A 24,645-nucleotide genomic window follows, 5' to 3' on the forward strand; every position below is an offset into this window, starting at 1 on the left:
AGGCTCGAAGGATGCGTGCCAATCGACTTTGTCACAGGACATGGGTACTTAGTCAACCAGCACCTAGCCCCTGTGAAAGATAGCCTCTTGTCTCTAAAAGTAAAGCTGTTTTCTCAAAGTTTGTTGTTTTTCACGTAATAAAATGGAAGAAGAAGTACTCAGCAGACTGAATACACGTAGACTCCTGTGGGAATGCGAGAAAGACGGACCCCACAGGAGCGTATGTGACGAGGAGGCTCGACGCTCGCCCACGGAAAACGAAGTGTATTCAGGCTGCGCGTTTAAAAGCAACAATCTATAGGAAAACAGCCAAAAGTAAAAGCACTTTTTAATACAAGAGAACATTTTTCTTCGGGGCTGTACAAGGCGCTTCCGCTTTTCTATTTCTAGCTCCAGCGCCTAGCCCCTGTGAAAGATAGCCTCTTGGCTCTAAAAGTAAAAAGCACTTTTTGAGCCAAGAGAACATTTTTCTTCGGGGCTGTACAAGGCGCTTCCGCTTTTCTATTTAATCAGTGCATTACAGTCGACAATTAAAGCAACTTGCCCGTCACCTAATATAGTAGCACCTGAGATAGCAAAGGCATTGGATAGATAGCCACCAAGTGATTTTAAGACAATCTCCTGCTGCCCAATAAACGAATCAACAACCAATCCTGCTAGCTTATCTCCTTTTCGAACAATGATGACTGAATAAAACTCATCTTCGTCTCTTGTTAAAGGAACTTCAAATATTTCCTTTAAAAATAATAGAGGCACTACTTTTCCACGAAAATCAATAACCGTTTGATTATGTGCCTGCAGAACATCTTTTTTATGAACAATAGCTGTTTCGATAATAGAAGATAACGGAATTGCATATTTTTCCTCTTGTATTTCTACTAACATGACAGAAATAATAGAAAGAGTTAGCGGCAATTGTATAGAAAACAATGAACCTTTTCCTTCTTGAGATTCTATTGTAATGCTTCCTCCGAGGGATTCTATTGTGCTCTTGACAACGTCTAATCCAACCCCTCGACCAGAGATATCAGATATTTTATCAGCTGTTGAAAAACCTGATGCTAAAATCAGTTCTGCAATTTGCGAGTCTGTTAAAATACTTGCTGTCTCTTGCGTAATCAACCCTTTATTTAACGCTCTCTCTAACACTTTCTTTTTATTAATGCCTGCTCCATCATCCTCAAGCTCAATAAAAACATGGTTACCGCTATGGTATGCTCTTAATACAACGGTTCCTTCTTCTCTTTTATTATTCGCTCTTCGTTCTTCTGGTGTTTCAACCCCATGATCGATTGCGTTTCTAATTAAATGAACAAGGGGATCACCAATTTCGTCAATGACGGAACGATCCAATTCTGTTTCTGCACCAATTATTTCCAAGTTTATTTTTTTGTTTAAGTCTCTTGCTAGTTGACGAACCATACGTGGAAAACGATTAAAAACAGTTTCTACCGGAACCATTCTCATATTTAGAATAATGTTTTGCAAATCACCTGTTACTCTAGACATTCTTTCTACTGTTTCATGTAGTTCTTGGTCATTCAAATCTTGAGAAATTTGTTCTAATCTACCTCTATCAATCACTAATTCTTCAAAAAGATTCATTAAAATATCTAATCGTTCAATATTTACACGAATTGTTTTACTAGTTTGTTTCGCAACTGTTCCTGTTCCTTGCTTTACTTCTTCTTTTTCTGGCTCTGCTTGATTTACAATTGCATCGATTTCCTCTTTATCTTTAGACGCCTTTTCTTCTTGAATGCCTTTTGTTTCAGGTGCCGCAAGTTCATAGGTAGAAAAAGCTGATACTTCCACCTCTTCTACTTCCGATACATTCATAATTTTTGTTTTTATGATGTTTTCCTCTTCTTTAGAAATAAAGGTAACGATAAAGTGATAGTCAAATTTTTCTTCTTCTAATTCTTCTACAGGAGGATTGGACTTAATGACTTCACCTAAAGTCTCAAGTACTCCAAAAATCATATATACTCTTGCTGCCTTCAGCACACAGTCCTGTTTTAAACGGATATTGATTTCATATGTATAAAACCCTTGTTCAGAAGATTGTTGTAAAATGGTTAATTCAAATTCATCATAGTTTGAAGTCGGTTGTTTTTTTTCTGCAACAGCAACAGCAACTTCTTCCTTCACCACATTTTGGGTTTCAATCATCCCGTTCTTTTCAATTGCAATTAATTTTGTTACAACTGCTTCCACATTCTTTTTGCCATCCCCACCACTGGCAATAGATTCTACCATTGCTTCTAAATCATCAACTGCTAAGAAGATAACATCTAATATTTCAGGCGAAAAAGTGATCTTTTGATTTCGTATAGCATCCAGAACATTTTCCATTTCATGGGTTAGACTTGCTAAGTCTTCATATCCCATTGTCGCAGACATCCCTTTTAACGTATGTGCAGAACGAAATATTTCATTGACAATTTGAATATTTCCCGGATTTTTTTCTAATTCTAGTAAATGTTCATTACAAGCCTGTAAATGTTCTTTGCTTTCCTCTATAAAAACCTCTAAATATTGATTCATTTCCAATTGCTTCACACCCCTTGGCGTTATACATATTTCATTATCGTTTTTGCAATGTTTTCTACATTTTGAACTTCATTAATACAGGTTGTTGCAATGGCTGCTTTTGGCATTCCAAAAACAATCGAAGTTTCTTCTGATTCAGCAATTGCTGTAATTTCACCAGCGTTTACTAATGCCAATAATCCATTTTTACCATCTGAACCCATTCCAGTCATAATTACCGCTATTTTTGGGTAATGATGTATTAAACTGACAGAGTGAAACAATACATCGACGGATGGACGATGACCATTAACTGGTTCAGATTGATCTAAATGAATGGCAATCTTCCCTCCAATTATTTTGACTTTTAAATGAAATCCTCCTGGAGCAATATAAGCAACACCCTTTTGAATTAGTTCTCCATTTTCTGCTTCTTTAACCGTTATAGTGCATAAAGAGTCTAATCGATTTGCAAGCGATTTTGTAAAATTCGGCGGCATATGCTGTACAATTAAAATCGCTGCATTAATATCCTTTGGCAGTTTTGTCAAAACATGCTGAAGTGCTTTGGGCCCACCAGTGGATGTACCTATTAACAGAAGTTTTTCTTCTTTTTTATTCAAATGGTTAGGCAAAATAGACTTTTGATTCATCTTATGTTCTTTACTTAGTTCTATTTTACTATATTCAGTTTGCGGAATAATAGTACTTTTTCCGTTTGCAGATATGTTTAATAACGTTTTAAGCTTTACACTACTTGCGGAGACTACTTTTTCTACTAATTCTTGTTTTACTTTATATAAATCTAGTGATATTGATCCAGAGGGCTTACCAATAAAATCAATTGCCCCCATTTGTATGGCACGGACTGTATCATCTGCTCCTTCTTTTGTTGTACTCGATAACATAATAACAGGAACTGGATTTTCTTCCATAATCCGCTTCAATGCACTCAATCCATCAAGCACTGGCATTTCTACATCCAATGTGACAACATCAGGTTGCAATTCTTTCATTTTTTGTATACCATCTTCGCCATTTCTTGCTGTGCCAACAACTGTAATACGAGAATCCTCAGAGAGAAAATCAGCAATAAGTTTACGCATAAATGCAGAATCATCCACTATTAAAACTTTTATTTTCTCCATGTAAACGCACTACCTTTCAAACAGAAACCTCTTTAATTTTGTCACAAAATGTGTTTTATTTTTTTGTGCAGGTTCTGAAAACTGTTGTTTACAATATCTATCGGTTAATTCGAACAAAGCTTTAGCAGCTGTTGATTTTTCATTAAAAATAATAAAGGGGATTTGTTTTCTAACTGCTTGCATAACTTGGTGGTCATCGGGAATTATTCCTAAACTTATTACATCTTTTCCTAAAAATTGTTTTAAAACGTTTTTTAGCTTTTGAAATGTTTCTCTTCCATCAAGCGAAGTGATTGTACGATTTACAACTAAATAAAAAGGAAGATCCTGATTATGAATATGGATAAACTTCATTGCTGCATATGCGTCTGTAATGGATGTTGGTTCCGGTGTAGTAACCACAATTACTTCATCTACAGATAGGATAAAAGATAAAGAATCATTGTTGATGCCTGCGCCCATATCAAATAGGACATAATCATATTGATTAAGAAAACTAGTAAAATCGTAAAAAAAGCGATCCATCTTCTGCTGTCCCATTTGGACAAAATTTGATAAACCTGATCCACCTGCTATATAATGAATTCCTTTTGGTCCTACCATTATCATTTCAGAAAAAGATACTTTATTTTCAAAATAATCCACAATCGTAAAATTTGATTGTGTTCCCATTAAAATATCAATATTCCCCATGCCTATATCCATATCAATTAACAATACCGAATATCCTTTTTTTATCAATGACAGGGAAAAATTAACAGAAACATTTGATTTACCAACTCCTCCCTTACCACTTACTACAGCAAGAGTTTTTTGATGATTAGCCCGATGAAAATTTTGAATTCTTTCTCGTAAAATTGCAGCTTGATCTGTCATTGTTAATCAACCCCAATTATTCTTTTTACAATATCCTTTGGGTTAGCTAAAAGCATGTCATCAGGAACATTTTGACCTGTTGTTAAATAGGCAACCCCCTTTTGATATTTAACAATCAAATTAATCATACTGCCATATGAGGATGTTTCATCCATTTTAGTGAAGATAAAATGATCAATATCAATCGTTGAAAATTGTTGATATATATCTTCCATATCCTCTTGTTTAGCTGTTAAAGACAATACTAACAATGTTTCCATCTCTCTCTTATAATCGACCACTTTTTTTAAATCTTCAACGTATTGTTGATTCCGAAAATTCCTTCCGGCTGTATCAATTAAAATTACATCACATGATTCTAGTTTTTTGGCTGCCAATTCAAAATCCTCTAAGCTATAGCAAACTTCTAATGGAACATTTAAAATATTGGCATATGTTTTTAATTGTTCAATGGCTGCAATCCGGTAAGTATCTGTCGTAATAAATCCAATTTTTTTTTGATGCTTTAACATAAAATTTGCAGCCATTTTAGCTAATGTTGTTGTCTTCCCTACTCCTGTAGGACCAACCACATTAATAAATTTTTTGGATAAAGATAATTCTCCAAATAAATTTGGAGAAATTTCATTATATAAATACTCTTCTGCCCAGCTTTTTACATCATGAATGGATTTGTCCGCACCTTCTAAATACCATCTTTCTACAATCTTTTTTGTTATCTTTGTTTGAAGCTGTTGATCCACATGTTGTTTTTCAAAACATGTAATTACTGTTTGCACAGGTAACGGCAAGGCCACTTGACTGATTGTATCTTTTTGTCTGATTTCTTGAACGGCATCATTTAACTGTTCTAGCTGCTTTACTACTTCGTTTGTTGAAAAATCCGCATCAGCAGAAAGCAAGTTTTTTTCTTTCCCAGCATTTTCATCTAATTTTTGTGGGAGTATGTTTATTTTTTTCTTTTTAACAGGTATTGTTTCTACATTCGCTCCAGGATCAATTGCCGCAAGTACTTCGATATTTCTTTTTTTGAAGAAACCTAAAAATCCACCTGTATGAATTACTTTCGAATGTAAGATAATTGCATCGTTTCCTAATTCAGCACGAACTTTTTTCATGGCTTCAGGCATGCTTTGCGCTGTATATTTTTTTATTTTCAATCAATATTCACCACCCCTACACTTTGTACTTCAACATTTGCTTCTAATTCGTTATACGATAATATAGGAACTTGCGGGAAGTAACGCTCTGTTAATTGTCTAACGTACATTCTCACAGCTGGGGAGCATAATACAATTGGTATTTGTTCCATTATCGATAACTGTTCTACTTGGGACGCTACACTTTCTAATACTAATTGAGACATGCTTGGGTCAATCGTTAAATAATTTCCATGCTCAGTTTGTTGAATATTATCTGCAATCAATTTCTCCACTTTTCCTGATAACGTAACCACTTTTAACGACTCACCATTTACCGAGTACTGATTTGTTATTTGACGGGCTAATGCCTGCCTAACATACTCTGCCAACAAATCCGTATCACTTGATACTTTTCCGAAATCGGCTAAAGTTTCAAAAATAATCGGCAAGTTGCGAATCGAAATATTTTCTTTTAATAATTTTGCTAATACTTTTTGAATATCTCCAATAGATAAAGGATTTGGTGTAACTTCTTCTACTAAAATAGGATACGTTTCTTTTAAATGATCGACTAATTGTTTTGTTTCTTGTCTTCCTAATAATTCATGTGCATTTGCTTTTATCACTTCAGTAATATGAGTCGAAACAACGGATGGAGGATCCACGACCGTATAACCAAAGATTTCTGCTTGTTCTTTTGTATTTTCCGTAATCCATTTAGCTGGCAACCCAAAAGACGGCTCTACTGTATCTATTCCTTCAATAGAATCATCTTCCATTCCAGGACTCATCGCTAAATAATGATCCAACAGCAACTCGCCTCTTGCCATTTCATTTCCTTTCATTTTCAAGCGATATTCATTTGGTTGAAGTTGAATATTGTCCCTTATTCTTACAACTGGAATAACGAGGCCTAATTCTATTGCCAACTGTCTTCTAATCATTACAACACGATCTAATAAATCTCCACCTTGGTTAGCATCAGCAAGTGGAATTAATCCGTATCCAAATTCAAATTCGATAGGATCTACATTTAAAAGCGTAACAACACTTTCAGGACTTTTTAATTCATCCGTTTGTAATTCTTCTTCCATATCTTTCATTTGCTCCATATCTTGTTTTGGTACTTTCGATAAAGTAAATCCACCAAAAACAAGGAGGCCGGCAATCGGAATCGTTAATATATCATCAATTGGTGTAACTAAACCTAAAAGAAAAATCGTCCCTGCTGCAATATACAGCATTTTTGGATAGGCTAATAGCTGCTTTGTTATATCTGCCCCTAAATTTCCATCGGATGCTGCCCTTGTTACGATAATACCAGTTGCAGTAGATATAAGAAGAGCTGGTATTTGACTGACAATACCATCCCCGACGGACATCAACGAAAAATTATTTGCTGCATCGCCAATGGACATACCTAACTGAGTCATGCCAATAATGATACCGAAAATTAAATTAATTAATACAATAATAATTCCAGCAATCGCATCGCCCTTTACAAACTTGCTTGCTCCGTCCATTGAACCGTAGAAATCAGCTTCTCTGCTTACTTTTTCACGGCGGGCTTTCGCTTCGTGTTCTGAAATGATTCCAGCGTTTAAATCTGCATCAATACTCATCTGCTTTCCAGGCATTGCATCTAATGTAAACCTTGCTGCAACTTCGGATACACGCTCTGATCCTTTTGTAATAACAATAAATTGAATAATTACTAAAATAAAAAAGACGACTAAACCTACTACAATATTTCCACCAACCACAAATGTCCCAAAAGTGTGGACAACGCCACCTGCGTCGCCAGTCGATAAAATCGATCTAGTAGTAGATACATTTAAACCTAGGCGAAATAAGGTCATTAATAATAATATGGATGGAAAAATAGAAAATTCTAATGGCTCACGCATACTCATTGTTAATAAAAGGATTAATAATGCCAAGGTAATATTTATTAATATGAAAAAGCTTAACATCCATGTTGGAAAAGGAATAATCAGCATGGCAATAATTAAAATTACACTAAATAATACGGTAAGATCTCTACCAGACATATGTTTCGCTCCTTACTAAATCAAAACATTTAAATCAAATTTTTTGTTAATACTATCTACTTCTCATCTCAAACAAATAACAACAAAAATCATGATTTAATGTAACTTTTCGTTTCTTGTCCGATAGACAAAAGCAAGAATTTCAGCCACAGCTTTAAAAAATTCTTCGGGCACTACATCGCCTACCTCTATTTCACTATATAAAGCTCTTGCAAGCGGTCGATTTTCAACCATCACTACATCATTTTCTTTTGCTATAAATTTTATTTTTTGAGCGACAAAGTCAATCCCTTTTGCTACTACATAGGGAGCATCGTATTTATCTTCTTCATATTTTAATGCGATAGCATAATGTGTAGGATTGGTAATCACAACATCTGCATTTGGAACATCCTGCATCATTCGACGCATAGCCATTTCTCTTTGCCGCTGCTTGATTTTGGATTTAATGAGAGGGTCCCCCTCAATATTTTTGTGCTCATCTTTAATATCTTGTTTTGACATTTTAATATTTTTTTCAAAATCATATCGCTGGTATAAATAATCAAGCAACGATAATAATAACAATGCACCAGATCCATATAGACCCATTTGAATCGTTAGTTGAGCTAATGTTATTAAGGAAGTATAGACAGATTTATATGATAAGACCAACAGCTCACTAAACTGTAACCATAAAATAGAAAAGGTTACAACTCCAATAACGCTTATCTTAAGTATAGATTTTAACAGCTCTATAATAGAACGTAAGGAAAAAATACGCTTAAATCCAGATATTGGATTAATTTTTTCTAATTTAAACTGAATCGCTTCTGTTGAAAATAACACACCGACTTGCATATAATTGGCAATTAAACCTGCCACGATGGCCGCTATTAATATCGGGCTTACTATGAAAGCTATTTCTTTCAAAATCTGCAAAAAAATATGCTGTAAATTTTGCTCTGTCAGATCCAATAACATAAACTCTTGAAAGGAATGCTTCATTATTGCAATAAATCCTTTGAGCATATAGCTGCCTGTAAAATGAAGAACTGCAAACACCACAAGCAGTACAATAGCTGTGTTAACATCCTGACTTTTTGCAACCTGTCCTTTTTTTCGTGTGTCCTGCCTTTTTTTCGGAGTTGCTTTTTCTGTTTTTTCTCCAGCAAAATACTGTAAGTTTAAGGATAAATATTTCATCTTACGAACCACCTATTATGTTCATCATTTCCCTCATGACTGTCAGCATGGTGGAAAACAACTTAGAAACTGAAGCCATTAATACACCCATAACAATCATCATAATAATCAATCCAGCAATGATTTTAACCGGTACACCAACAACAAATATATTTAATTGTGGAACTGTTCTAGCAACTATTCCTAATCCAATGTCCACTAAAAAAATACTCGCTACAACAGGGATGGACATCTGAAATGCGATGGTAAACATAAGTGCGAATGATTTTATGATAAAAGCAATTAAATTTTCATCGCCAAATGCTATCCATACCTGGTTAAGGGGTATAAATTGATAGCTGTAAAACACGCCATCCAACAACAAATGATGACCATTAACAGATAATAAAAAAAATAAGGCGATCGTATATAAATATTGACCAGTAAGAGGGCTTTGAGCACCTGTTTGCGGGTCGATTACATTAGCAATCGCAAAACCCATTTGAAAATCAATTAATCCTCCAGCAGTCTGGACAGCGGAAAATAACATATACGCTAAAAATCCGATCAATAAACCGATAAGCGCTTCCTTTATAATAAGCAAATAGTATATACCATCAATCGAAATGGACGGTGGATCCATATTAATAAACATAATAATAGAAAGAAAAAAACCTAAACCTATTTTATGAGATGAAGGAATGGTCCGATAAGAAAATAAAGGAAGCATAAGAAAAAAAGATGTTACACGTACAAATATTAATAAATATGCCGGAAATTTTGGTAAAAATTCAATCATTATATTAACCAATAAACCTTGTTAGATTAGAAAAGATATTTGCTGTATAGGAAAGCATATGACTAAGCATCCATGAGCCAAAAAAAATCAGCCCTAAAAGTACGGCTACTATTTTAGGTACAAATGCCAACGTTTGTTCTTGGATTTGAGTCGTCGCCTGAAAAATACTAACCACTAATCCGACTACTAAAGCAATGATTAGTAATGGTCCACTAACAACCATAACGGTTAGTATCCCGTTTTCTGCTATTGAAATTACCATTTCGGAAGACATGTTTTTTCACCTACTTAAAAGCTTTCTAATAAAGATTTAACAACTAAATACCATCCATCAACGAGGACAAATAATAATATTTTAAATGGCAAAGAAATCATAACGGGAGGAAGCATCATCATCCCCATTGACATTAAAATACTCGCTACCACCATGTCTATTACTAAAAAAGGGATAAAGATCATAAATCCGATTTGGAACGCCGTTTTTAACTCACTAATAGCAAAAGCAGGAATCAATGTTGTCAGAGGGATATCCTGAACTGACTTAGGTTCTTCTGCATTTGAATATTTAAGAAAAAGTTCCAAATCTTTTTGCCTTGTATGTTTGCTCATAAACTCCTTAAATGGAATGGCTGCATGATCATACGCTTGTTCTAACGTTATTTTTTCATTAAATAACGGAGTCAACGCTTTCTCATTCACTTCTTGAAAGGTAGGTGCCATGATAAAAAAAGTTAAAAACAAGGATAATCCGATAATTACTTGGTTAGGTGGCATTTGTTGTGTTGCAAGCGCTGTTCTGACAAAGGAAAGAACAATAACAATTCTAGTAAAACAAGTCATTAATATTAAGATGCTTGGTGCTAAAGAAAGGACGGTCAACAATAATAACAGCTGTACCGAAGTGGAAACATTTTCAGGAGAACTGTTATTAAAAAACTGTATAAACTCATTCATTTTTTTCTGGCCCTTTCTTATCTATTTCTTTTAACATTTCTTTGCGTCCTATTGATATTTCTTGTAATTGCTTTTTTAAATGCACGGCAAATGAATCCTGCTTTTTTTCTTTCGCAGGCTGCATTTTTACAGCATGCATTACCTTTGTCACAATATCGCTTGGCTGTGTTAACTGATCCATTTTACGATTATACGATTCTACTATTTCCTTATATTCGGATTCGTCTTCAATCTCTTTAATTAATTGTATACTTTCTCCAACTCCGACAATTAACAACCTTTTCCCAATTTTTACAATTTGAATCGATCGATTAGCTCCTAACGTTGTACCGCCTATATTCTCTATTAATTGTGAACTTTTATACACATGATTTCGTTTATTAATAAACTTCAAAATACTATATATAAGTGCAATAACAAATACCGTAGCGACAATCATTTTTACAAAATCAAAAAAAGTTAATCCTACACCGGTTGATACCTTGTTTATTTCCTCTTTTTTGTCAGGCTGCTCCGGCTTGTTCTTTGTATCATTTTTTGACTTTTCGAACATACTATGAACACTGTTATCAAGTTGCTCTGCATAGGCTTGATGACCCAAGCCTAGCAGAGCAATGATAAATAGTGAACTTGTTAAAAAAAACTTTAATTTATTCACTAATGGCACCCTCTAATTTATGAAATTAACCTAATGTTTTACCGATGGCTTCTAATACTCGATCTGCTTGAAACGGTTTTACGATAAAATCCTTTGCCCCTGCTTGGATAGCATCAATAACCATCGCTTGCTGTCCCATCGCAGAACACATGATAACCTTAGCGTTTGGATTAATTTTTTTAATCTCTTTTAATGCTGTGATGCCATCCATTTCAGGCATCGTAATATCCATCGTTACTAAATCAGGTTGACTTTCCTTATATTTCTCGATTGCTTGTGCCCCATCTGCTGCTTCTCCAACTACTTCATAGCCGTTTTTTGATAAAATGTCTTTAATCATCATTCTCATAAATGCTGCGTCATCTACTATTAAAATCTTTTGTGCCATTAATCTCTACCCCCATATAATGATATTATTTTAACTTATTTAATCGATCGCTTTGACTGACAATATCGGTTACTCTTACACCGAAGTTTTCGTCAATAACAACCACTTCTCCTTGGGCAACAAGTCGATTATTAACAAGAATATCGACTGGCTCTCCTGCGAGTTTATCAAGTTCAATAATAGAACCTGATGAAAGCTCTAAAATTTCTTTCACTGAACGTTTTGTTCTACCCAATTCAACCGTCACTTGCAATGGAATATCCAACAACATATTTAAATTTTTTGTTTCTGGTTCTGTTGGAGTAAATGGTTCAAAATTAGAAAATACAGCTGGCTGCACATTCGCTTGTTGGCTGCCAAAAGAAGAATTTGAGCCAAAATGCTGCGGTTGAGCCTGTTGATTCGATTCATCTTTATGATTACTTTCCCGATAATTAGCATCCATCATTGGTTGCTGGTTCGGTACTATTGGCTCATTACCAGAATTATAGTCTACTTCAGGCGTGTTGAACACTTCTTCTGAACTATTATTTGCATTTATTAATCCATCTACTAAACTCTTAGCAAATGGCAATTGCAATAATTGCATTATTTTACTGTCAATTAAGGTTCCAATCTTTAATCTAAAGGATACTTTTACAAAGATATCGTCACTCGGTATTCTATCTGTTCCTTCTCCATGCATTAAATCAAGAAGATCAATGGACGGCGGTGAAATATCTACCTTTTTGCTAAAAATAGTGGACATAGAGGTAGCAGCAGAACCCATCATTTGGTTCATCGCTTCCTGTACAGCACTAAGTTGGATTTCATCCATCATTTCAGAAGCATTAGACCCATCTCCACCTAACATTAAATCCGCAATGATGCTGGCATCCGATTGTTTTATCACTAATAAATTCATACCGGAAAACCCTTCTGTGTAATTGACACGAATTGCAACGTATGGATTTGGAAATTCATCAGGAAGCCTATCTCTAATCACGACCCCAACATTTGGTGTCGTGATGTCCACTTTCTGATTTAATAAAGTCGACAGTGCTGTTGCAGAACTTCCAAATGAAATATTTCCAATTTCTCCTAATGCGTCTTGTTCGATAGAAGATAAATAATCTTCCACCGTTAACTCTTCTTGTGGTTCAGAAGGATTATCACCTCTTAACAATGCATCAATTTCATCTTGTGAAAGCATATCTTTACTTACCATCCTCATTCCCCCTTTCTAAAGTCCCTAATATTTGGACAGCAACTTTTTTATTTACTTTTCCAGGCTGACCGATAAATTTAGGAATATCACCAACTTTAATTAGCAAGGGCTGATCGATCGATTGATTCATTTCAATCACATCACCAATATCTAACATTAAAAAATCTTGAATAGAAATATCCGATGTACCTAGTTCAGCTACTACTGGAACAATAGACTGTTCAATGTTTTTCTCTATCTGACGGGTTATTCCCGGCTCTGGTTCTTTTTTTTCTGTCTGCATCCAGTAATGACCTGACAGCTTTGGTAATATCGGTTCTAACACTACATGTGGTATACATAAATTAATCATACCACTTATATCACCGATTGTAGTATTTAATGAAATAACAACGACTGTTTCATTTGGTGAAACCATTTGTAAAAATTGCGGATTCACTTCAAATTCTGATAATGCCGCTTCGATTTCCACCAATTCTTCCCATGCTTCTCGCAAGTGGTCAAATGCATTTTCAAATGTATTGGACATGATTTTTGATTCTATTTCGGTTAAATTTTCGACTTTATTAATACTCGTTCCCCTGCCGCCCATCATTCGATCCATCATGGCATAGGCAATATTAGGATTCACTTCCATTAATATTCTTCCATCAAGTGGAGGTACTTCAAAAACGTTTAAAATCGTCATTTTCGGAATAGACCGTATAAATTCCTCATATGGAATTTGATCTGCAGAAGTAACTGAAATTTGGACATATGTTCTTAATTGCGCCGAAAAGAAAGTAGTCAATAACCGCGCAAAATTCTCATGAATACGTGTTAAGCTTCGTATTTGATCTTTCGAAAATCGTAAGGCGCGTTTAAAGTCATAAACTTTCACCTTTTTTTCTAACTGTTCTTTTTTTAATTCATCTGCATCCATTTCTCCTGAAGATAATGCAGATAATAGTGCATCTATTTCATTTTGGGACAAAACATCTCCTGACAATAAAACCTCACCTCCGTCATCGTTATCCCATTATATTTTATTGAAGGAGAGAATTGGTAATATATACTTGAACGATTTTCCCTTCTTGCATCAGTCCATTTATTTTATCTTTTAAATCATTCTCTAAATCTATTTGCCCCTTTTTCCCTTTTAACTGATCATTCGTTTTTTCTGAAAGCTCTTGAATGATAATATTTTGCACTTGAAAATTTCTTTTTTCTAACTCTTCTTTTGCTTTTTTACTATCTGTTTGAATTTTAAACGATATTTTAATAAAATTATCACTTGCTAAATTGGTGGTGATTTCAGGAACATCTACCGACGCCTCAATCACTTCATCAATTGTTGGTTCCTTCTTCTTTTGATCTCCAGCAAATTTTGTTAAATAGATAAATGCACCTGTCCCAACGATTGCGATAGCAAGGAGCAAAACGAGCATGATCATTACAACTTTATTATTCTTCATTACAGTTCTCTCCTATATTCGGTAATCCGAAAAGGTTAACAGTTTGATAATAATCTTTTACTAATTCCACTATTTGTTGTTCACTTTCTTTTACAACGTATTTATTTCCATTCGCTAATGTAATAGTAGTATCTGGAAACGATTCAATTGATTCAATAAACAGGGCGTTTAGTTTAAATTTTTTTCCATTTAATCGAGTTACACTTATCACTGTTATGTATTCAGAAACTAAAGTTTTGAGTTACCTTAGTCTCTGATCCTCCTTCTATTATCGTTTCAAGTTAACTAGTTCTTGCAAGATTTCATCAGATGTTGTAATTATTTTTGTATTGGACTGGAAACCTCTTTGTGCAACAATCATGTCGGTAAATTCATCTGAAAGTTCTACATTTGACATTTCTAAAAATCCGCTGTTAATGGATCCTGTTCCATCTTGTCCAGAAGTTACTAATCCTCGATTAACAGCAGGATCTCCAGAAAGAGCTCCTGAGTTATTGGAAGCTTGGAACGTATTTGCTCCTGCTTTTGTTAAACCTTCTGGATTCGCAGGTTTTGCAAGCAGAATTTGACCAGCTTCTTGCGTATTCCCACCAGCATCGATATATGTAATTAAACCATTTGCACCAATGCTGAAACTTTGGGCAGTACTAGGAATTTTTGTTCCACCAACTACATTATTATTTCTATAGTTAGGAGTACCATCAGCATTTTCACTCAAAATACCATTTTCAACCTGCAATAACATTCCATTTGTACTAACAATATTTCTATCTGCATCTAAATAAAAATTTCCTGTTCTTGTATAATTATCAGTTGTATCTCCAGGAGCTTGCAAAACAAAATAGCCATCACCCGAAACAGCCAAATCAAGTGTTCTTCCAGTTGTTTGCATACTACCTTGAGTATGTAAAGTATCAATCGAAGCCATTTGAGCACCTAATCCAATTTGTTTCGCATTAATACCACCAGTAGTTGTACCGTCTGGTGCTGTTGCACCTGCTGAGGTTTGACTGATTAGGTCGCTAAAAGTCGTTCTTCCTTTCTTAAATCCATAAGTATTTACATTGGAAATATTGTTACCAATCACATCAAGTTTTGTTTGAAAGTTTTTCATCCCACTAATTCCAGAATATAATGAACGTAACATTTATTTTTTCTCCTTTCAGATTAGCTGCTTCTATCACTCCACAGCTCTCGGCCCCCTTTTAGGTCCAGCCATATTTTTAATTCAGTACAATCGTGCCATTAATATTGGTGAATATTTGTTGTGATGCTTCTTCCCGATCCATTGCGGTAATTACGGTATTGTTTTTTGCACTTACTATCAGTGCTGCATTATTTAGTAAAACAAGTGATTCTTTGACACCCATTTGTTTTGCTTGTTTTACTTTTGCTTCTATTTGTTCCCATTTCGTTTCATCTATCACAATCCCTCTTTGTTGTAAGCGTTGATTTGCATGCTTGCTGATGTTCAGCTTATCAACCGAGCTGATTGACTGCTGCAAATGGGCTGAAAAGGATGCTGAATGATTGCCTTTTGCTTTAATCGCATTTATGCCATTAGCGATGACTGCTTGTGATTTATAGGTAGGATAAATTTGTTTATCCATAAAAATCACTTCCTATTCAATTTTTATCATTTTATTAGAAGTGATTTGACTGTTAGTATCATCGTTTAAGGTAAAATAAATCACACCATTTTTTAAGGAAACAGACTTCACTTCATTGCTTTGTTCGTTTTTGTTATCATCCAAATAAGTCACCATTTTACCAATCATCTGGCTTGCTTCTACAAGATTATTATCATTATCATTCATACTAGAGATATTTTCAGATGAAAGTTTCGAGCCATCTTCTAACGTAAATTCTGCTGTATTATCTTTATAGGATACTGATATCACCTTGCCTGCTCCAGAAGTGGTTACTTCATTCCCTGAATCATCTGTTTCTGCTTTATGCCAATTTACTTCTTTGCCGACAAATTGACTATACGAAATAAGATTGGACTGCTTTTGAAGATTAATAAAATTATTCATCGTTGTATTCATATTGGTCATTTGTTCCAAAGATGAAAAAGTAGCCATTTGCGCAATAAAATCTTTGTCTTCCATTGGATTAGCTGGATCTTGATGCTGCAATTGCGTTATTAATATTTTTAAAAAGTCATCTTTCCCTAAGTTTGAATTACCAGTTTTAGCAGTGTTTTTCTGATAATTCGATAGATACAAAGAAGAATCAATCGTATTAGCCATCTTTTCACTTCCTATTTTAACTCTCTATATTCAGAAGTTCTTCTAAAAAAGATTTCTTCTGTTTATTTTGTTCTTGATGTGATGATTGCTCTTGTTTTTGCTGTTGCTGCTGTTGTTGATGTGATTGCTGGTCTCGATTCATTTTTTCCTGTTGTCCAGGTGGAGTGTATGCAATTTCCACTTTATCAATAACTAAATTTTGCAAACTTAATCCATGCTTCAGACTTGTTAGGTGAGAGTCTAGCACTTCTTTTGCTTCCGGTGTAGCTGTTAAAATTTTTGCTAGTATTGTGCCTTCTTTTTGATATACTTCAATTTTAATAGATCCTAAATGTTCAGGAGCTAGTCTTAATGTAAACTTTTGACTGTCACCATTTCTTATATAGGACGCATTTGAAAAAATCTTATTTAACTGCTCTTCCAATTGATTAGATGAAACGGGGTTGCCGTTTGCATTTAAAATTTGTAAAGGCTGCTGCTTTGTTGGATAAGACGTTTGCAATTGTCCAATTGAAATAGATGTTTTTGTATCTGCTTCGATTTTTTCTGCATTGGGTTCAAGATGAATCGTAGATGCAGATATTGTCGATTCTTGTTTCTTTAATGACTCTACCATTAATGGGTTGATCATTTTTGGATACATCACAATTGGTTTTTCTGCTGTTTTATTTGTTGTATTTAGTTTCTCGATAATGCTGGAAGCGAGTGATTGTATTTTCATGATAGGACTAGATGAATCTGTTCCTTTTTCAAAAAAACCATCCTTGTTATTCACTTGGCTAGTTACGTGCTTCATTTGTTTATCAGCAGGAAGTAGAACCGGCTGAATATAAGATGGATATCCTATATTAGCCAAGCCTAAATTTCTTGTCTCATTGTTGCTGTTTCCGTTAATTAGCGCTTGTGGGATTTGTTGCATTTTTTCTATACTTTCGGGTTGTGTGATGCTTAATTCCTCGTTTCCAGGTTGTTGAATCTGGACTTCTTCCATCACACTTTTTATATATTCAATCAACTTAGTAACAGTCATTGAATTAAGTAAATTTTGAGACTTCTCCTCGGCATTTACTTGTTGTTTACTGCTTAATTCTGTTTTATCCGGTTGCTTTGAAATTTCTACTATACCGTTTTTCAGCATATATTCCATTAACCCAGCAATGGTCAATGAATCAAACAGATTTTTTTGTTTTTCTTCTGTATTTACTGGTTGTTTACTACTAAATTCGATTTTTTCTGTTTGTTGCATTGGAATTTCTTCTGCACCATTTTTCAGCATATAGTTCACTAGCTCAGCAATGGTCAATGAATCTAATAGATTATTTTGTTTTTCCTCAGTGCTTTCTCTATGTAAGTTTTTTATGTCAACAATTGCTGATTCCTTTATCACATCATTCATTCCAGTTAGTTTAAGATCATCACTTACTAAACTTGATGATTGTAAAGGTTGGACATCCTTTTGAACCATATTCTTTTCTATGTTGTCAAAACCAGAATTTAGAGGATTCCTATTAATAGTCCATTTTTTTTCTGTAATGCTGCTGTTTGATATCTTCTCTTGCTCAGCCATACTTGTCTGATTTATTAAATTCTCAACTAAATTCGTTAATGCTTCGACTATTTCTGAAATTTCATCTTCCTTATTTAAAGTAGAAGTTTCTTTTTCAGCCATTTGCAAGATTTTTATCGTGTTCACCAATTCAGGGAAGTCTGTATCCGTAAACATATCCTCACTTGTTTGTTCAAAATGAAAAGTGCTTAAAAATTGATAAAGCTTCTGCTCTACTTCGGTATATACATTTTCTAGCAGTTGATTTAACTGTGTGGCTGATTGATCCATTCCTTTTGATTCAGAATCGTCATTCACATTAGTTAACAAATGTTGTATTATATCTTCATCTTGCTGGATATCGCTTTCTTTTTGATTAACAGATAAATTTGCATCAATTAATAAGCTATTTTCACTTGTTAACACTTGCAATAACGCATGTAAACTAGCTTTCTTTTCTTCATCTGCATGTAAAATATCGTTGCTTTCGGTTAATTCTGGTCCTTTTGTTTGATTCAATGTGTTAAGCAGCAACTGAAACTTGTTACTATTAACTGATGATTGTCCAAAAACAACGCCAGAATTATTTGGCGATAACACTTTATAGTCGAGGCCAAGTTGCACCTTTTCACCTCCTTTCACATAACAGGATTTTTTTAACCAATGATCTAATTATTTAAATTTGCCTCTGTAGTTGATCCATTGTTTGCTTCTGTATTATTTTGAGCACTTGTTTTTGATAAAAGTTCTGTATATTGAGATGCTTTTTGTGGATCCATTTTCTCTAAAATTGGTGCAAGCGTTGCAGGTTTAAGTGCTGCTAATATTTTCAACCCTTCCTGCTCATTCATCTTAGCAAGAATAGCTGCTGAACTTTTTGCTGACATTGTTTCATATGTTTTGACAATTTCATTAAATGCTTGTTCTGTTTGTTCCTGATCCTTTTGCAGTGCTTCCATCTTATTTTGCAATTTTTCTTTATCCAACTGCAGCGTTCCTACTTGCTTCATCTTGTTATCTAACTCAGATTGAAGCTTAGAGATTTCTTTATTTTGATCAGATAGCTTGTTTTCCAATTCGTGAATTTTTTTACTCTGATCGATTGCCTTTTCTTCACTTGACGCTTTTTCTGAACTTAAAAAAGGAAGATTATTTGCCAGCTCTTTTCCTTTTTCCAAAACGTCTGCTCCCGAATAAATCATTAATAATAATAAAACAACGATGGCAAACACTGTCGGAATAACAAATACTAATAAAAACCGTTGAAAAAAATTAAATGTTTTCTTTTTTTCTTCTACTAAATTCTCCATTTAGCCACCTAACTTTCCTGGCTGCATATATTGTTGCAAAGAAATATCATCCATTTGTTTTGCTTCTAACGCTTTTGCAAATTGATTAAATTCCCTAACATCCTTCTCTTTCATTTTGGAAAACTTTTTCACTTCTATATTTTTTTCCATTAGTTTTTCTTGGTAGAAATTCATTGAGTTTCTAGCATTTACAACCATTTTTTGACTATGATCAATCAGTTTAACTAAATTAACAACAAATTGCTGATGATGCCTTATTTCTTGTACAGAAAGTCCGTTTTTAAGCTTTGTTGCTTGGTATTCTTCAAGATTTTCTTTTTTCTTTAACAGTTCATAAAGCTTTTCGGCAGCATCCTCAAATCGTTTAACTGCTTGATTATAAGTAGCACGAACCTCGTCTTTTTCTCGTTCTTTCATCGTTAAAATTTTTTCAAATTTAAATGTATAGCTCATAACATTAATCCCCTGCTCCTACTAATGATAATAACAAGTGAAACGTTTCCTCCATTGAGACTTTTTCATCTGTAGTTTGCTTAATATAAGATAAAATAGTGGGATATAATTTAATAGCTGTGTCAATTTCTTTAGAAGATCCCTTTTTGTATGCACCAATATTGATTAAGTCTTCCGAATTCATGTACGTGCTTAATAAATCCCTTAATCTTTCTGCTGCACGAATATGTTCTTTTGAAACAATATGATTCATTACCCTGCTGATGCTTTTCAGTACATTTACAGCAGGATATTGGCCTTTATTTGCTAACTCCCTATCCATTACAATGTGACCGTCTAATATCCCTCGAACTGTATCTGCAATCGGTTCATTCATGTCATCTCCATCTACAAGAACGGTATAAAATGCGGTAATGCTTCCCTTTTCATTTGTCCCCGTGCGTTCTAATAGCTTTGGCAGTATCGCAAATACGGAGGGAGTATATCCTTTTGTTGTCGGGGGTTCACCAACTGCTAGTCCTACTTCCCGCTGTGCCATCGCAACCCGTGTAACAGAATCCATCATCAACATTACGTTCAAGCCTTTATCTCGAAAATATTCTGCTATTGCGGTAGCTGTATAAGCACCTTTAATTCTCATTAAGGCCGGTTGATCAGAAGTTGCTACTACGACAATGGACCTTTTTAACCCTTCTGGACCTAAATCACGTTCAATAAATTCCCGAACTTCTCTACCTCGTTCCCCTATTAGGGCTATTACATTAAGATCAGCTTTTGTATTTCTTGCTATCATACCGAGCAATGTGCTTTTTCCGACACCACTTCCCGCAAAAATACCTAAACGCTGTCCTGTACCCACAGTAAGCAATCCATCTATTAAACGAATTCCTACTTCCATAGGATTAGAAATAGGCGGTCTTTTTAACGGATTCGGAGGTTCTTGATCTATTGGTACTTGCTTTAGTCCATTGGGAAGAGCAGAGCCATCTAATGGATTTCCTAATGAATCGACAACCGTACCGACTAGTCCAGCCCCTACCTTTATTTGTAATGGTTCAGATGTCCCTTCTACGAAGCATCCCGGAGAAATATCATGAAGGGTTGTATAAGGCATTAACATAATATTTTCTTCTTTGAAGCCAACAACTTCTGCTTTAATTACCCGTTTGTTTTTTGTACCAATATGAATAAGACATACATCCCCTATTGAACTTTCTGGCCCTTGTGATTCAATCATTAAACCAACTACTTTTTTTACTCTTCCATATCGTTTTAAAGAATCGATTGTATCAATTTCGGAAAGAAGTTCTTCCGCTTTCATTCCTTATTCACTCTCCAATATATCAAGCAGTTTTTGTTTAATTAGCTGTAACTGTGTATCGATATTGGCGTCAATTCTTCCATTTGCGGTTTCTATCATACAGCCATTTTCTGATACATTTTCATTTGGAAAAACAAAAAGATTAGGCTGTATGGGAAATATGTTTAACAACTCTTCCTTTTCAGATAAGATATATTCAAACTGACTTGGATGAACATGTAATTGAATTTCTTTTTGTGCTTGTGTCTCTTGCAACACTTTTTTCACTAGATGTAAAAAATACTCATTGTCCGTTGAAATACTTTCGTTAATTATTTTTTCGGCAACTTTTATTCCAAGCTGCAAAATCGTTTTTTCAGCAGACTGCATATAGGATTGATAATCATTTTTCGAAGCCTCTACTACGTCTTGCGCACTTTGAATATGTTGACGAAATTCATCATACCCTATATTTCTGCCCTCTTCTAATCCCGCGTTATATCCTATTGTTTTCGCTTCTTCTATAAGTAGTTTTTTCTCTGTATCCCAGTTTTGTTTTTCAAAAACAAACTGTTCTTTTTGTTTGTCTATTTGTTCCTTTGCCTTTTGAAGAATTAAATTGGCTTCCTGAGCTGCTTCTTCTAACATTTTTTGATGTCCAGGATGTAATTCATTCTCTGCATTTTCAAGCGAATGAAGATATTTTATTGAAATAATCTTTTCATTGGATGAATGTTGGCCTGCCCATTTTGACTTAATTAATCTAGACAATAATATCATCTCCTCCGCCACGTGCGACTACAATTTCACCGGCATCCTCTAGGCGACGAATAATTGCTACAATCCTTGATTGTGCTTCTTCTACATCTTTTAGTCTTACTGGACCCATAAATTCCATTTCATCTTTAAAAGATTCCACCATTCTTGTTGACATATTGCTATAAACAATTTCTTTTACTTCATCACCAGAAACCTTTAATGCAAGCATAAGATCTTCATTTTCACAATCTCGAATAATTCGTTGAATGGCTCGGTTATCTAATGTCACAATATCCTCAAATACGAACATTCTCTTCTTAATTTCTTCTGCTAATTCTGGATCTTGGATTTCTAAGGCATCTAGTATTGTCCGTTCTGTTGCTCTGTCTACGCCATTTAATACCTCTACAACCGCTTCAATGCCACCCGTTTGTGTATAGTCTTGCGTAACTGTACTTGATAATTTTCTTTCTAATACTTGTTCCACTTCGTTAATTATTTCCGGAGATGTACTATCCATTACTGCTATTCTTTTTGCAATATCTGCTTGCATTTCTTGCGGTAGTTCTGACAGTATTTGCCCTGCTTGTGTTGGATCTAAATACGATAATATTAACGAGATCGTTTGTGGATGCTCATTTTGAATAAAATTTAATATTTGGCTAGGATCCGCTTTTCTTGCAAAATCAAAAGGTCTTACTTGTAAGGAGGATGTTAATCGATTTAAAATAACCGACGCTTGTTCTGTTCCAAGCGCTTTTTCCAGCACTGTTTTCGCATAGCCTATCCCGCCTTGTGAAATATAATCTTGCGCAAGGGCTATATTGTGAAACTCTTCTAAAACTTCCTCTTTTGAAGTGCTTTCCACTTTTTTAACCCCAGATATTTCTAATGACAGTTTTTCTATTTCTTCTTCACTTAAATGTTTATATACGGAAGCAGCAACGTCTGGACCTAACGATATAAGAAGAATCGCTGCTTTTTGCTTCCCTGTTAGTTCACTTGCATCTCGTCTTGCCATTTATTGACTCTCCTTAGTCTTCTGTTATCCATGTTCGAAGAAGTTTGGCAAAGTCTTCTGGTTTTTCTTTTGCCATTTTTTCTAATTGTTTTCTTCTAACCGCTCCGTCTGACTCTTTTTCTTCATTTACATCAGGAATGGAAACGGGCTGAATAATTTCTTCTATTTCTTCAGATACTGCTTTATTTTTACGATTTCTTAGCATGAAGAAAATTAATAGCGCAATGATGGCTAACAATCCTCCCCCAATTGCATAAATCCACCAAGGGATTCCTGCTGCAGGGGGTGTGGTAGCTACTGCTTTCCCATTAAATTCCTGTACAGATACAGCGATTTTATTTTGAAGGTCCTCATCAGTTAATTGTCCGTTCGTAGCAGATTTATCGATTGTTGTTCTTACAATTGTACCTAGTATATTTGTTATATCATCGATCCGCTCTTGTGGAAGTGATGAGGCATCATTAGCATCTGGCGGTTCTACCATCACTTGAATTCCGACATCTCGTATTTTATAAGGACTTTCTACTATTTGTCTTTTTATGCGGTTCACTTCATTGTTTACCGTCTCTTCTACTTTTTCATAATCACCATTACCTGTACCATTTTCCGTATTATACGTGGTTGTATCTGTATTTTGTTCTGTTTGTGGAACACCTTCAGCAGCATTTTCGCCAGTGTATGTTTCTGTAATTTTTTGTGCACTGACGGCAATGCCTTTCATATTTTCTACATCAACAGGTGTTACTTCATTTACTTCTCGGTTTTCTTTTGTAAAATCAATGTCTGCAGACACAGAAACCAATACTTTATCTTGACCCATTAAGGTTCCTAACATCGTCTGCACTTGCCTTTGAATATCTCTTTCTATTTGTTTTTTGACATTATTTTGTGTCGAAAATGTATCTGTTGCATTATTTGTTGCATTATTTAAATCAAAATACTCAAAGTTTTGGTTGGTAATGACGATATTATCTGTAGGAAGGTTAGGAACACTTTTCGAGACGAGTGTATATAAACCTTTGATTTGACTTTCGGAGAAGTCATATCCTGCTTTTGTATTTAATACGATAGAAGCTGAAGCTTCTCCCTTATTATCTGAAACAAAAACCCCTTCTTTCGGCAAAGTGATGACAACATTCGCATCATTGATCCCGTCAATTCCCTTTATTAAATTGGCAATCTCAGTTTGCATTGCGTCTAATTTTAAAACATTAAATTCGTTGTCTGTCATGCCAAAGCTTGCATTTTGACTAAAAAAGGAATAGTCAATACTTCCAGATTTCGGAATACCTTCAGCAGCAAGTTCTACTTTCAATGTATCAACTGCTTCTTCTGGTACACTGATTGTTTTTCCGCCTTCAGAAATTTCCGAGGTGATACCTCTTGCGTCTAGATTTTCTTTAATTGCTCCCGTTTCAGAAGGTGATAGATTACTATATAAAGGAACTAACTTTTCTCTAGAAAAAAAATAAGCGGACACAGCTATAATAATTACTAGTAAAAAGACAGCGCTAATGAGCATTATTTTTTGATTTTTGGAACGATTAAGCCAATAATCCTTCATAGGATTAAAAAACTTTTGCAAATTCTCTTTCATTCTTTTCCCCCGGTTACTGTTGATAAGGCGAAAC

General features: G+C 34.7%; 25 protein-coding genes. All 25 read right to left on the bottom strand.

Annotated features, from left to right (window positions below; genetic code table 11):
- Window positions 1-501: 501 nt before the first annotated feature.
- Entirely contained in the window at window positions 502-2,553 is a 2,052-nt protein-coding gene (locus ACTYA4_RS10180) for a chemotaxis protein CheA (protein WP_443481388.1), read from the bottom strand.
- Between the two features lie 20 nt (window positions 2,554-2,573).
- The gene (locus tag ACTYA4_RS10185) at window positions 2,574-3,680 is read right to left on the bottom strand and encodes a protein-glutamate methylesterase/protein-glutamine glutaminase (RefSeq protein ID WP_443481389.1); all 1,107 of its coding nucleotides are present in this window, start codon (window positions 3,678-3,680) and stop codon (window positions 2,574-2,576) included.
- A 9-nt stretch (window positions 3,681-3,689) separates the two neighbouring features.
- Window positions 3,690-4,556 (bottom strand): MinD/ParA family protein, encoded by an 867-nt coding sequence (locus ACTYA4_RS10190; protein ID WP_443481390.1) that lies wholly within the window; start codon window positions 4,554-4,556, stop codon window positions 3,690-3,692.
- Window positions 4,557-4,558: 2 nt separating this feature from the next.
- Window positions 4,559-5,716, bottom strand: a complete 1,158-nt coding sequence (gene flhF, locus ACTYA4_RS10195; RefSeq protein ID WP_443481391.1) for a flagellar biosynthesis GTPase FlhF — start codon at window positions 5,714-5,716, stop codon at window positions 4,559-4,561.
- Window positions 5,713-7,749, bottom strand: a complete 2,037-nt coding sequence (gene flhA, locus ACTYA4_RS10200) for a flagellar biosynthesis protein FlhA (protein ID WP_443481392.1) — start codon at window positions 7,747-7,749, stop codon at window positions 5,713-5,715. Before flhA ends, flhF begins: the two co-directional genes overlap by 4 nt.
- Window positions 7,750-7,845: 96 nt before the next feature.
- Entirely contained in the window at window positions 7,846-8,934 is a 1,089-nt protein-coding gene (gene flhB, locus ACTYA4_RS10205; protein WP_443481393.1) for a flagellar biosynthesis protein FlhB, read from the bottom strand.
- A gap of 1 nt (window position 8,935) precedes the next feature.
- Window positions 8,936-9,712, bottom strand: coding sequence for a flagellar biosynthetic protein FliR (fliR, locus tag ACTYA4_RS10210; protein WP_443481394.1), 777 nt, complete (start codon window positions 9,710-9,712; stop codon window positions 8,936-8,938).
- 4 nt (window positions 9,713-9,716) lie between these two features.
- Window positions 9,717-9,986, bottom strand: a complete 270-nt coding sequence (fliQ, locus tag ACTYA4_RS10215) for a flagellar biosynthesis protein FliQ (RefSeq protein WP_443481395.1) — start codon at window positions 9,984-9,986, stop codon at window positions 9,717-9,719.
- A 14-nt stretch (window positions 9,987-10,000) separates the two neighbouring features.
- Entirely contained in the window at window positions 10,001-10,666 is a 666-nt protein-coding gene (gene fliP, locus ACTYA4_RS10220; protein WP_443481396.1) for a flagellar type III secretion system pore protein FliP, read from the bottom strand.
- Window positions 10,659-11,324 (bottom strand): flagellar biosynthetic protein FliO, encoded by a 666-nt coding sequence (locus ACTYA4_RS10225; protein ID WP_443481397.1) that lies wholly within the window; start codon window positions 11,322-11,324, stop codon window positions 10,659-10,661. The genes fliP and ACTYA4_RS10225 overlap by 8 nt, the downstream gene beginning before the upstream one ends.
- Before the next feature lie 25 nt (window positions 11,325-11,349).
- Window positions 11,350-11,712: a response regulator gene (locus ACTYA4_RS10230; RefSeq protein ID WP_443481398.1), complete on the bottom strand. Its 363-nt coding sequence runs from the start codon at window positions 11,710-11,712 to the stop codon at window positions 11,350-11,352.
- A 25-nt stretch (window positions 11,713-11,737) separates the two neighbouring features.
- Window positions 11,738-12,919, bottom strand: coding sequence for a flagellar motor switch phosphatase FliY (fliY, locus tag ACTYA4_RS10235; protein ID WP_443481399.1), 1,182 nt, complete (start codon window positions 12,917-12,919; stop codon window positions 11,738-11,740).
- On the bottom strand, window positions 12,909-13,907 hold the full coding sequence (fliM, locus tag ACTYA4_RS10240) for a flagellar motor switch protein FliM (protein ID WP_443481400.1): 999 nt from the start codon (window positions 13,905-13,907) through the stop codon (window positions 12,909-12,911). The genes fliY and fliM overlap by 11 nt, the downstream gene beginning before the upstream one ends.
- Before the next feature lie 37 nt (window positions 13,908-13,944).
- Window positions 13,945-14,373 (bottom strand): flagellar basal body-associated protein FliL, encoded by a 429-nt coding sequence (gene fliL, locus ACTYA4_RS10245; RefSeq protein ID WP_443481401.1) that lies wholly within the window; start codon window positions 14,371-14,373, stop codon window positions 13,945-13,947.
- Window positions 14,363-14,584 (bottom strand): flagellar FlbD family protein, encoded by a 222-nt coding sequence (locus ACTYA4_RS10250; RefSeq protein ID WP_443481402.1) that lies wholly within the window; start codon window positions 14,582-14,584, stop codon window positions 14,363-14,365. Before ACTYA4_RS10250 ends, fliL begins: the two co-directional genes overlap by 11 nt.
- 57 nt (window positions 14,585-14,641) lie before the next feature.
- Entirely contained in the window at window positions 14,642-15,520 is an 879-nt protein-coding gene (gene flgG / locus ACTYA4_RS10255) for a flagellar basal body rod protein FlgG (RefSeq protein WP_443481403.1), read from the bottom strand.
- A gap of 76 nt (window positions 15,521-15,596) precedes the next feature.
- Window positions 15,597-15,983, bottom strand: a complete 387-nt coding sequence (locus tag ACTYA4_RS10260; RefSeq protein ID WP_443481404.1) for a TIGR02530 family flagellar biosynthesis protein — start codon at window positions 15,981-15,983, stop codon at window positions 15,597-15,599.
- Window positions 15,984-15,995: 12 nt separating this feature from the next.
- A complete protein-coding gene (gene flgD / locus ACTYA4_RS10265; protein WP_443481405.1) occupies window positions 15,996-16,625 on the bottom strand; it encodes a flagellar hook assembly protein FlgD in 630 nt (209 codons plus the stop codon).
- A 16-nt stretch (window positions 16,626-16,641) separates the two neighbouring features.
- On the bottom strand, window positions 16,642-18,795 hold the full coding sequence (locus ACTYA4_RS10270; RefSeq protein WP_443481406.1) for a flagellar hook-length control protein FliK: 2,154 nt from the start codon (window positions 18,793-18,795) through the stop codon (window positions 16,642-16,644).
- Window positions 18,796-18,839: 44 nt separating this feature from the next.
- Window positions 18,840-19,481, bottom strand: a complete 642-nt coding sequence (locus tag ACTYA4_RS10275) for a MotE family protein (protein ID WP_443481407.1) — start codon at window positions 19,479-19,481, stop codon at window positions 18,840-18,842.
- Complete coding sequence (fliJ, locus tag ACTYA4_RS10280; protein WP_443481408.1) at window positions 19,482-19,934, bottom strand: flagellar export protein FliJ; 453 nt, start codon at window positions 19,932-19,934, stop codon at window positions 19,482-19,484.
- A 4-nt stretch (window positions 19,935-19,938) separates the two neighbouring features.
- Window positions 19,939-21,255 (bottom strand): flagellar protein export ATPase FliI, encoded by a 1,317-nt coding sequence (fliI, locus tag ACTYA4_RS10285; protein WP_443481409.1) that lies wholly within the window; start codon window positions 21,253-21,255, stop codon window positions 19,939-19,941.
- A gap of 3 nt (window positions 21,256-21,258) precedes the next feature.
- On the bottom strand, window positions 21,259-22,005 hold the full coding sequence (fliH, locus tag ACTYA4_RS10290; RefSeq protein WP_443481410.1) for a flagellar assembly protein FliH: 747 nt from the start codon (window positions 22,003-22,005) through the stop codon (window positions 21,259-21,261).
- Window positions 21,998-23,014, bottom strand: a complete 1,017-nt coding sequence (gene fliG, locus ACTYA4_RS10295; protein WP_443481411.1) for a flagellar motor switch protein FliG — start codon at window positions 23,012-23,014, stop codon at window positions 21,998-22,000. The genes fliH and fliG overlap by 8 nt, the downstream gene beginning before the upstream one ends.
- 13 nt (window positions 23,015-23,027) lie before the next feature.
- The gene (gene fliF, locus ACTYA4_RS10300) at window positions 23,028-24,611 is read right to left on the bottom strand and encodes a flagellar basal-body MS-ring/collar protein FliF (protein ID WP_443481412.1); all 1,584 of its coding nucleotides are present in this window, start codon (window positions 24,609-24,611) and stop codon (window positions 23,028-23,030) included.
- Between the last annotated feature and the right edge of the window lie 34 nt (window positions 24,612-24,645).

The organism is Niallia yueguangensis (assembly GCF_052663115.1).

Excerpts from the sequence above, each read along its gene's own strand:
- ACTYA4_RS10185 (WP_443481389.1), bottom strand. The coding sequence starts at position 3,680 with ATGGAGAAAATAAAAGTTTTAATAGTGGATGATTCTGCATTTATGCGT.
- ACTYA4_RS10190 (WP_443481390.1), bottom strand. The coding sequence starts at position 4,556 with ATGACAGATCAAGCTGCAATTTTACGAGAAAGAATTCAAAATTTTCAT.
- flhA (WP_443481392.1), bottom strand. The coding sequence starts at position 7,749 with ATGTCTGGTAGAGATCTTACCGTATTATTTAGTGTAATTTTAATTATT.
- flhB (WP_443481393.1), bottom strand. The coding sequence starts at position 8,934 with ATGAAATATTTATCCTTAAACTTACAGTATTTTGCTGGAGAAAAAACA.
- fliR (WP_443481394.1), bottom strand. The coding sequence starts at position 9,712 with ATGATTGAATTTTTACCAAAATTTCCGGCATATTTATTAATATTTGTA.
- fliQ (WP_443481395.1), bottom strand. The coding sequence starts at position 9,986 with ATGTCTTCCGAAATGGTAATTTCAATAGCAGAAAACGGGATACTAACC.
- fliP (WP_443481396.1), bottom strand. The coding sequence starts at position 10,666 with ATGAATGAGTTTATACAGTTTTTTAATAACAGTTCTCCTGAAAATGTT.
- ACTYA4_RS10230 (WP_443481398.1), bottom strand. The coding sequence starts at position 11,712 with ATGGCACAAAAGATTTTAATAGTAGATGACGCAGCATTTATGAGAATG.
- fliY (WP_443481399.1), bottom strand. The coding sequence starts at position 12,919 with ATGGTAAGTAAAGATATGCTTTCACAAGATGAAATTGATGCATTGTTA.
- fliL (WP_443481401.1), bottom strand. The coding sequence starts at position 14,373 with ATGAAGAATAATAAAGTTGTAATGATCATGCTCGTTTTGCTCCTTGCT.
- flgG (WP_443481403.1), bottom strand. The coding sequence starts at position 15,520 with ATGTTACGTTCATTATATTCTGGAATTAGTGGGATGAAAAACTTTCAA.
- ACTYA4_RS10260 (WP_443481404.1), bottom strand. The coding sequence starts at position 15,983 with ATGGATAAACAAATTTATCCTACCTATAAATCACAAGCAGTCATCGCT.
- flgD (WP_443481405.1), bottom strand. The coding sequence starts at position 16,625 with ATGGCTAATACGATTGATTCTTCTTTGTATCTATCGAATTATCAGAAA.
- ACTYA4_RS10275 (WP_443481407.1), bottom strand. The coding sequence starts at position 19,481 with ATGGAGAATTTAGTAGAAGAAAAAAAGAAAACATTTAATTTTTTTCAA.
- fliJ (WP_443481408.1), bottom strand. The coding sequence starts at position 19,934 with ATGAGCTATACATTTAAATTTGAAAAAATTTTAACGATGAAAGAACGA.
- fliI (WP_443481409.1), bottom strand. The coding sequence starts at position 21,255 with ATGAAAGCGGAAGAACTTCTTTCCGAAATTGATACAATCGATTCTTTA.
- fliG (WP_443481411.1), bottom strand. The coding sequence starts at position 23,014 with ATGGCAAGACGAGATGCAAGTGAACTAACAGGGAAGCAAAAAGCAGCG.
- fliF (WP_443481412.1), bottom strand. The coding sequence starts at position 24,611 with ATGAAAGAGAATTTGCAAAAGTTTTTTAATCCTATGAAGGATTATTGG.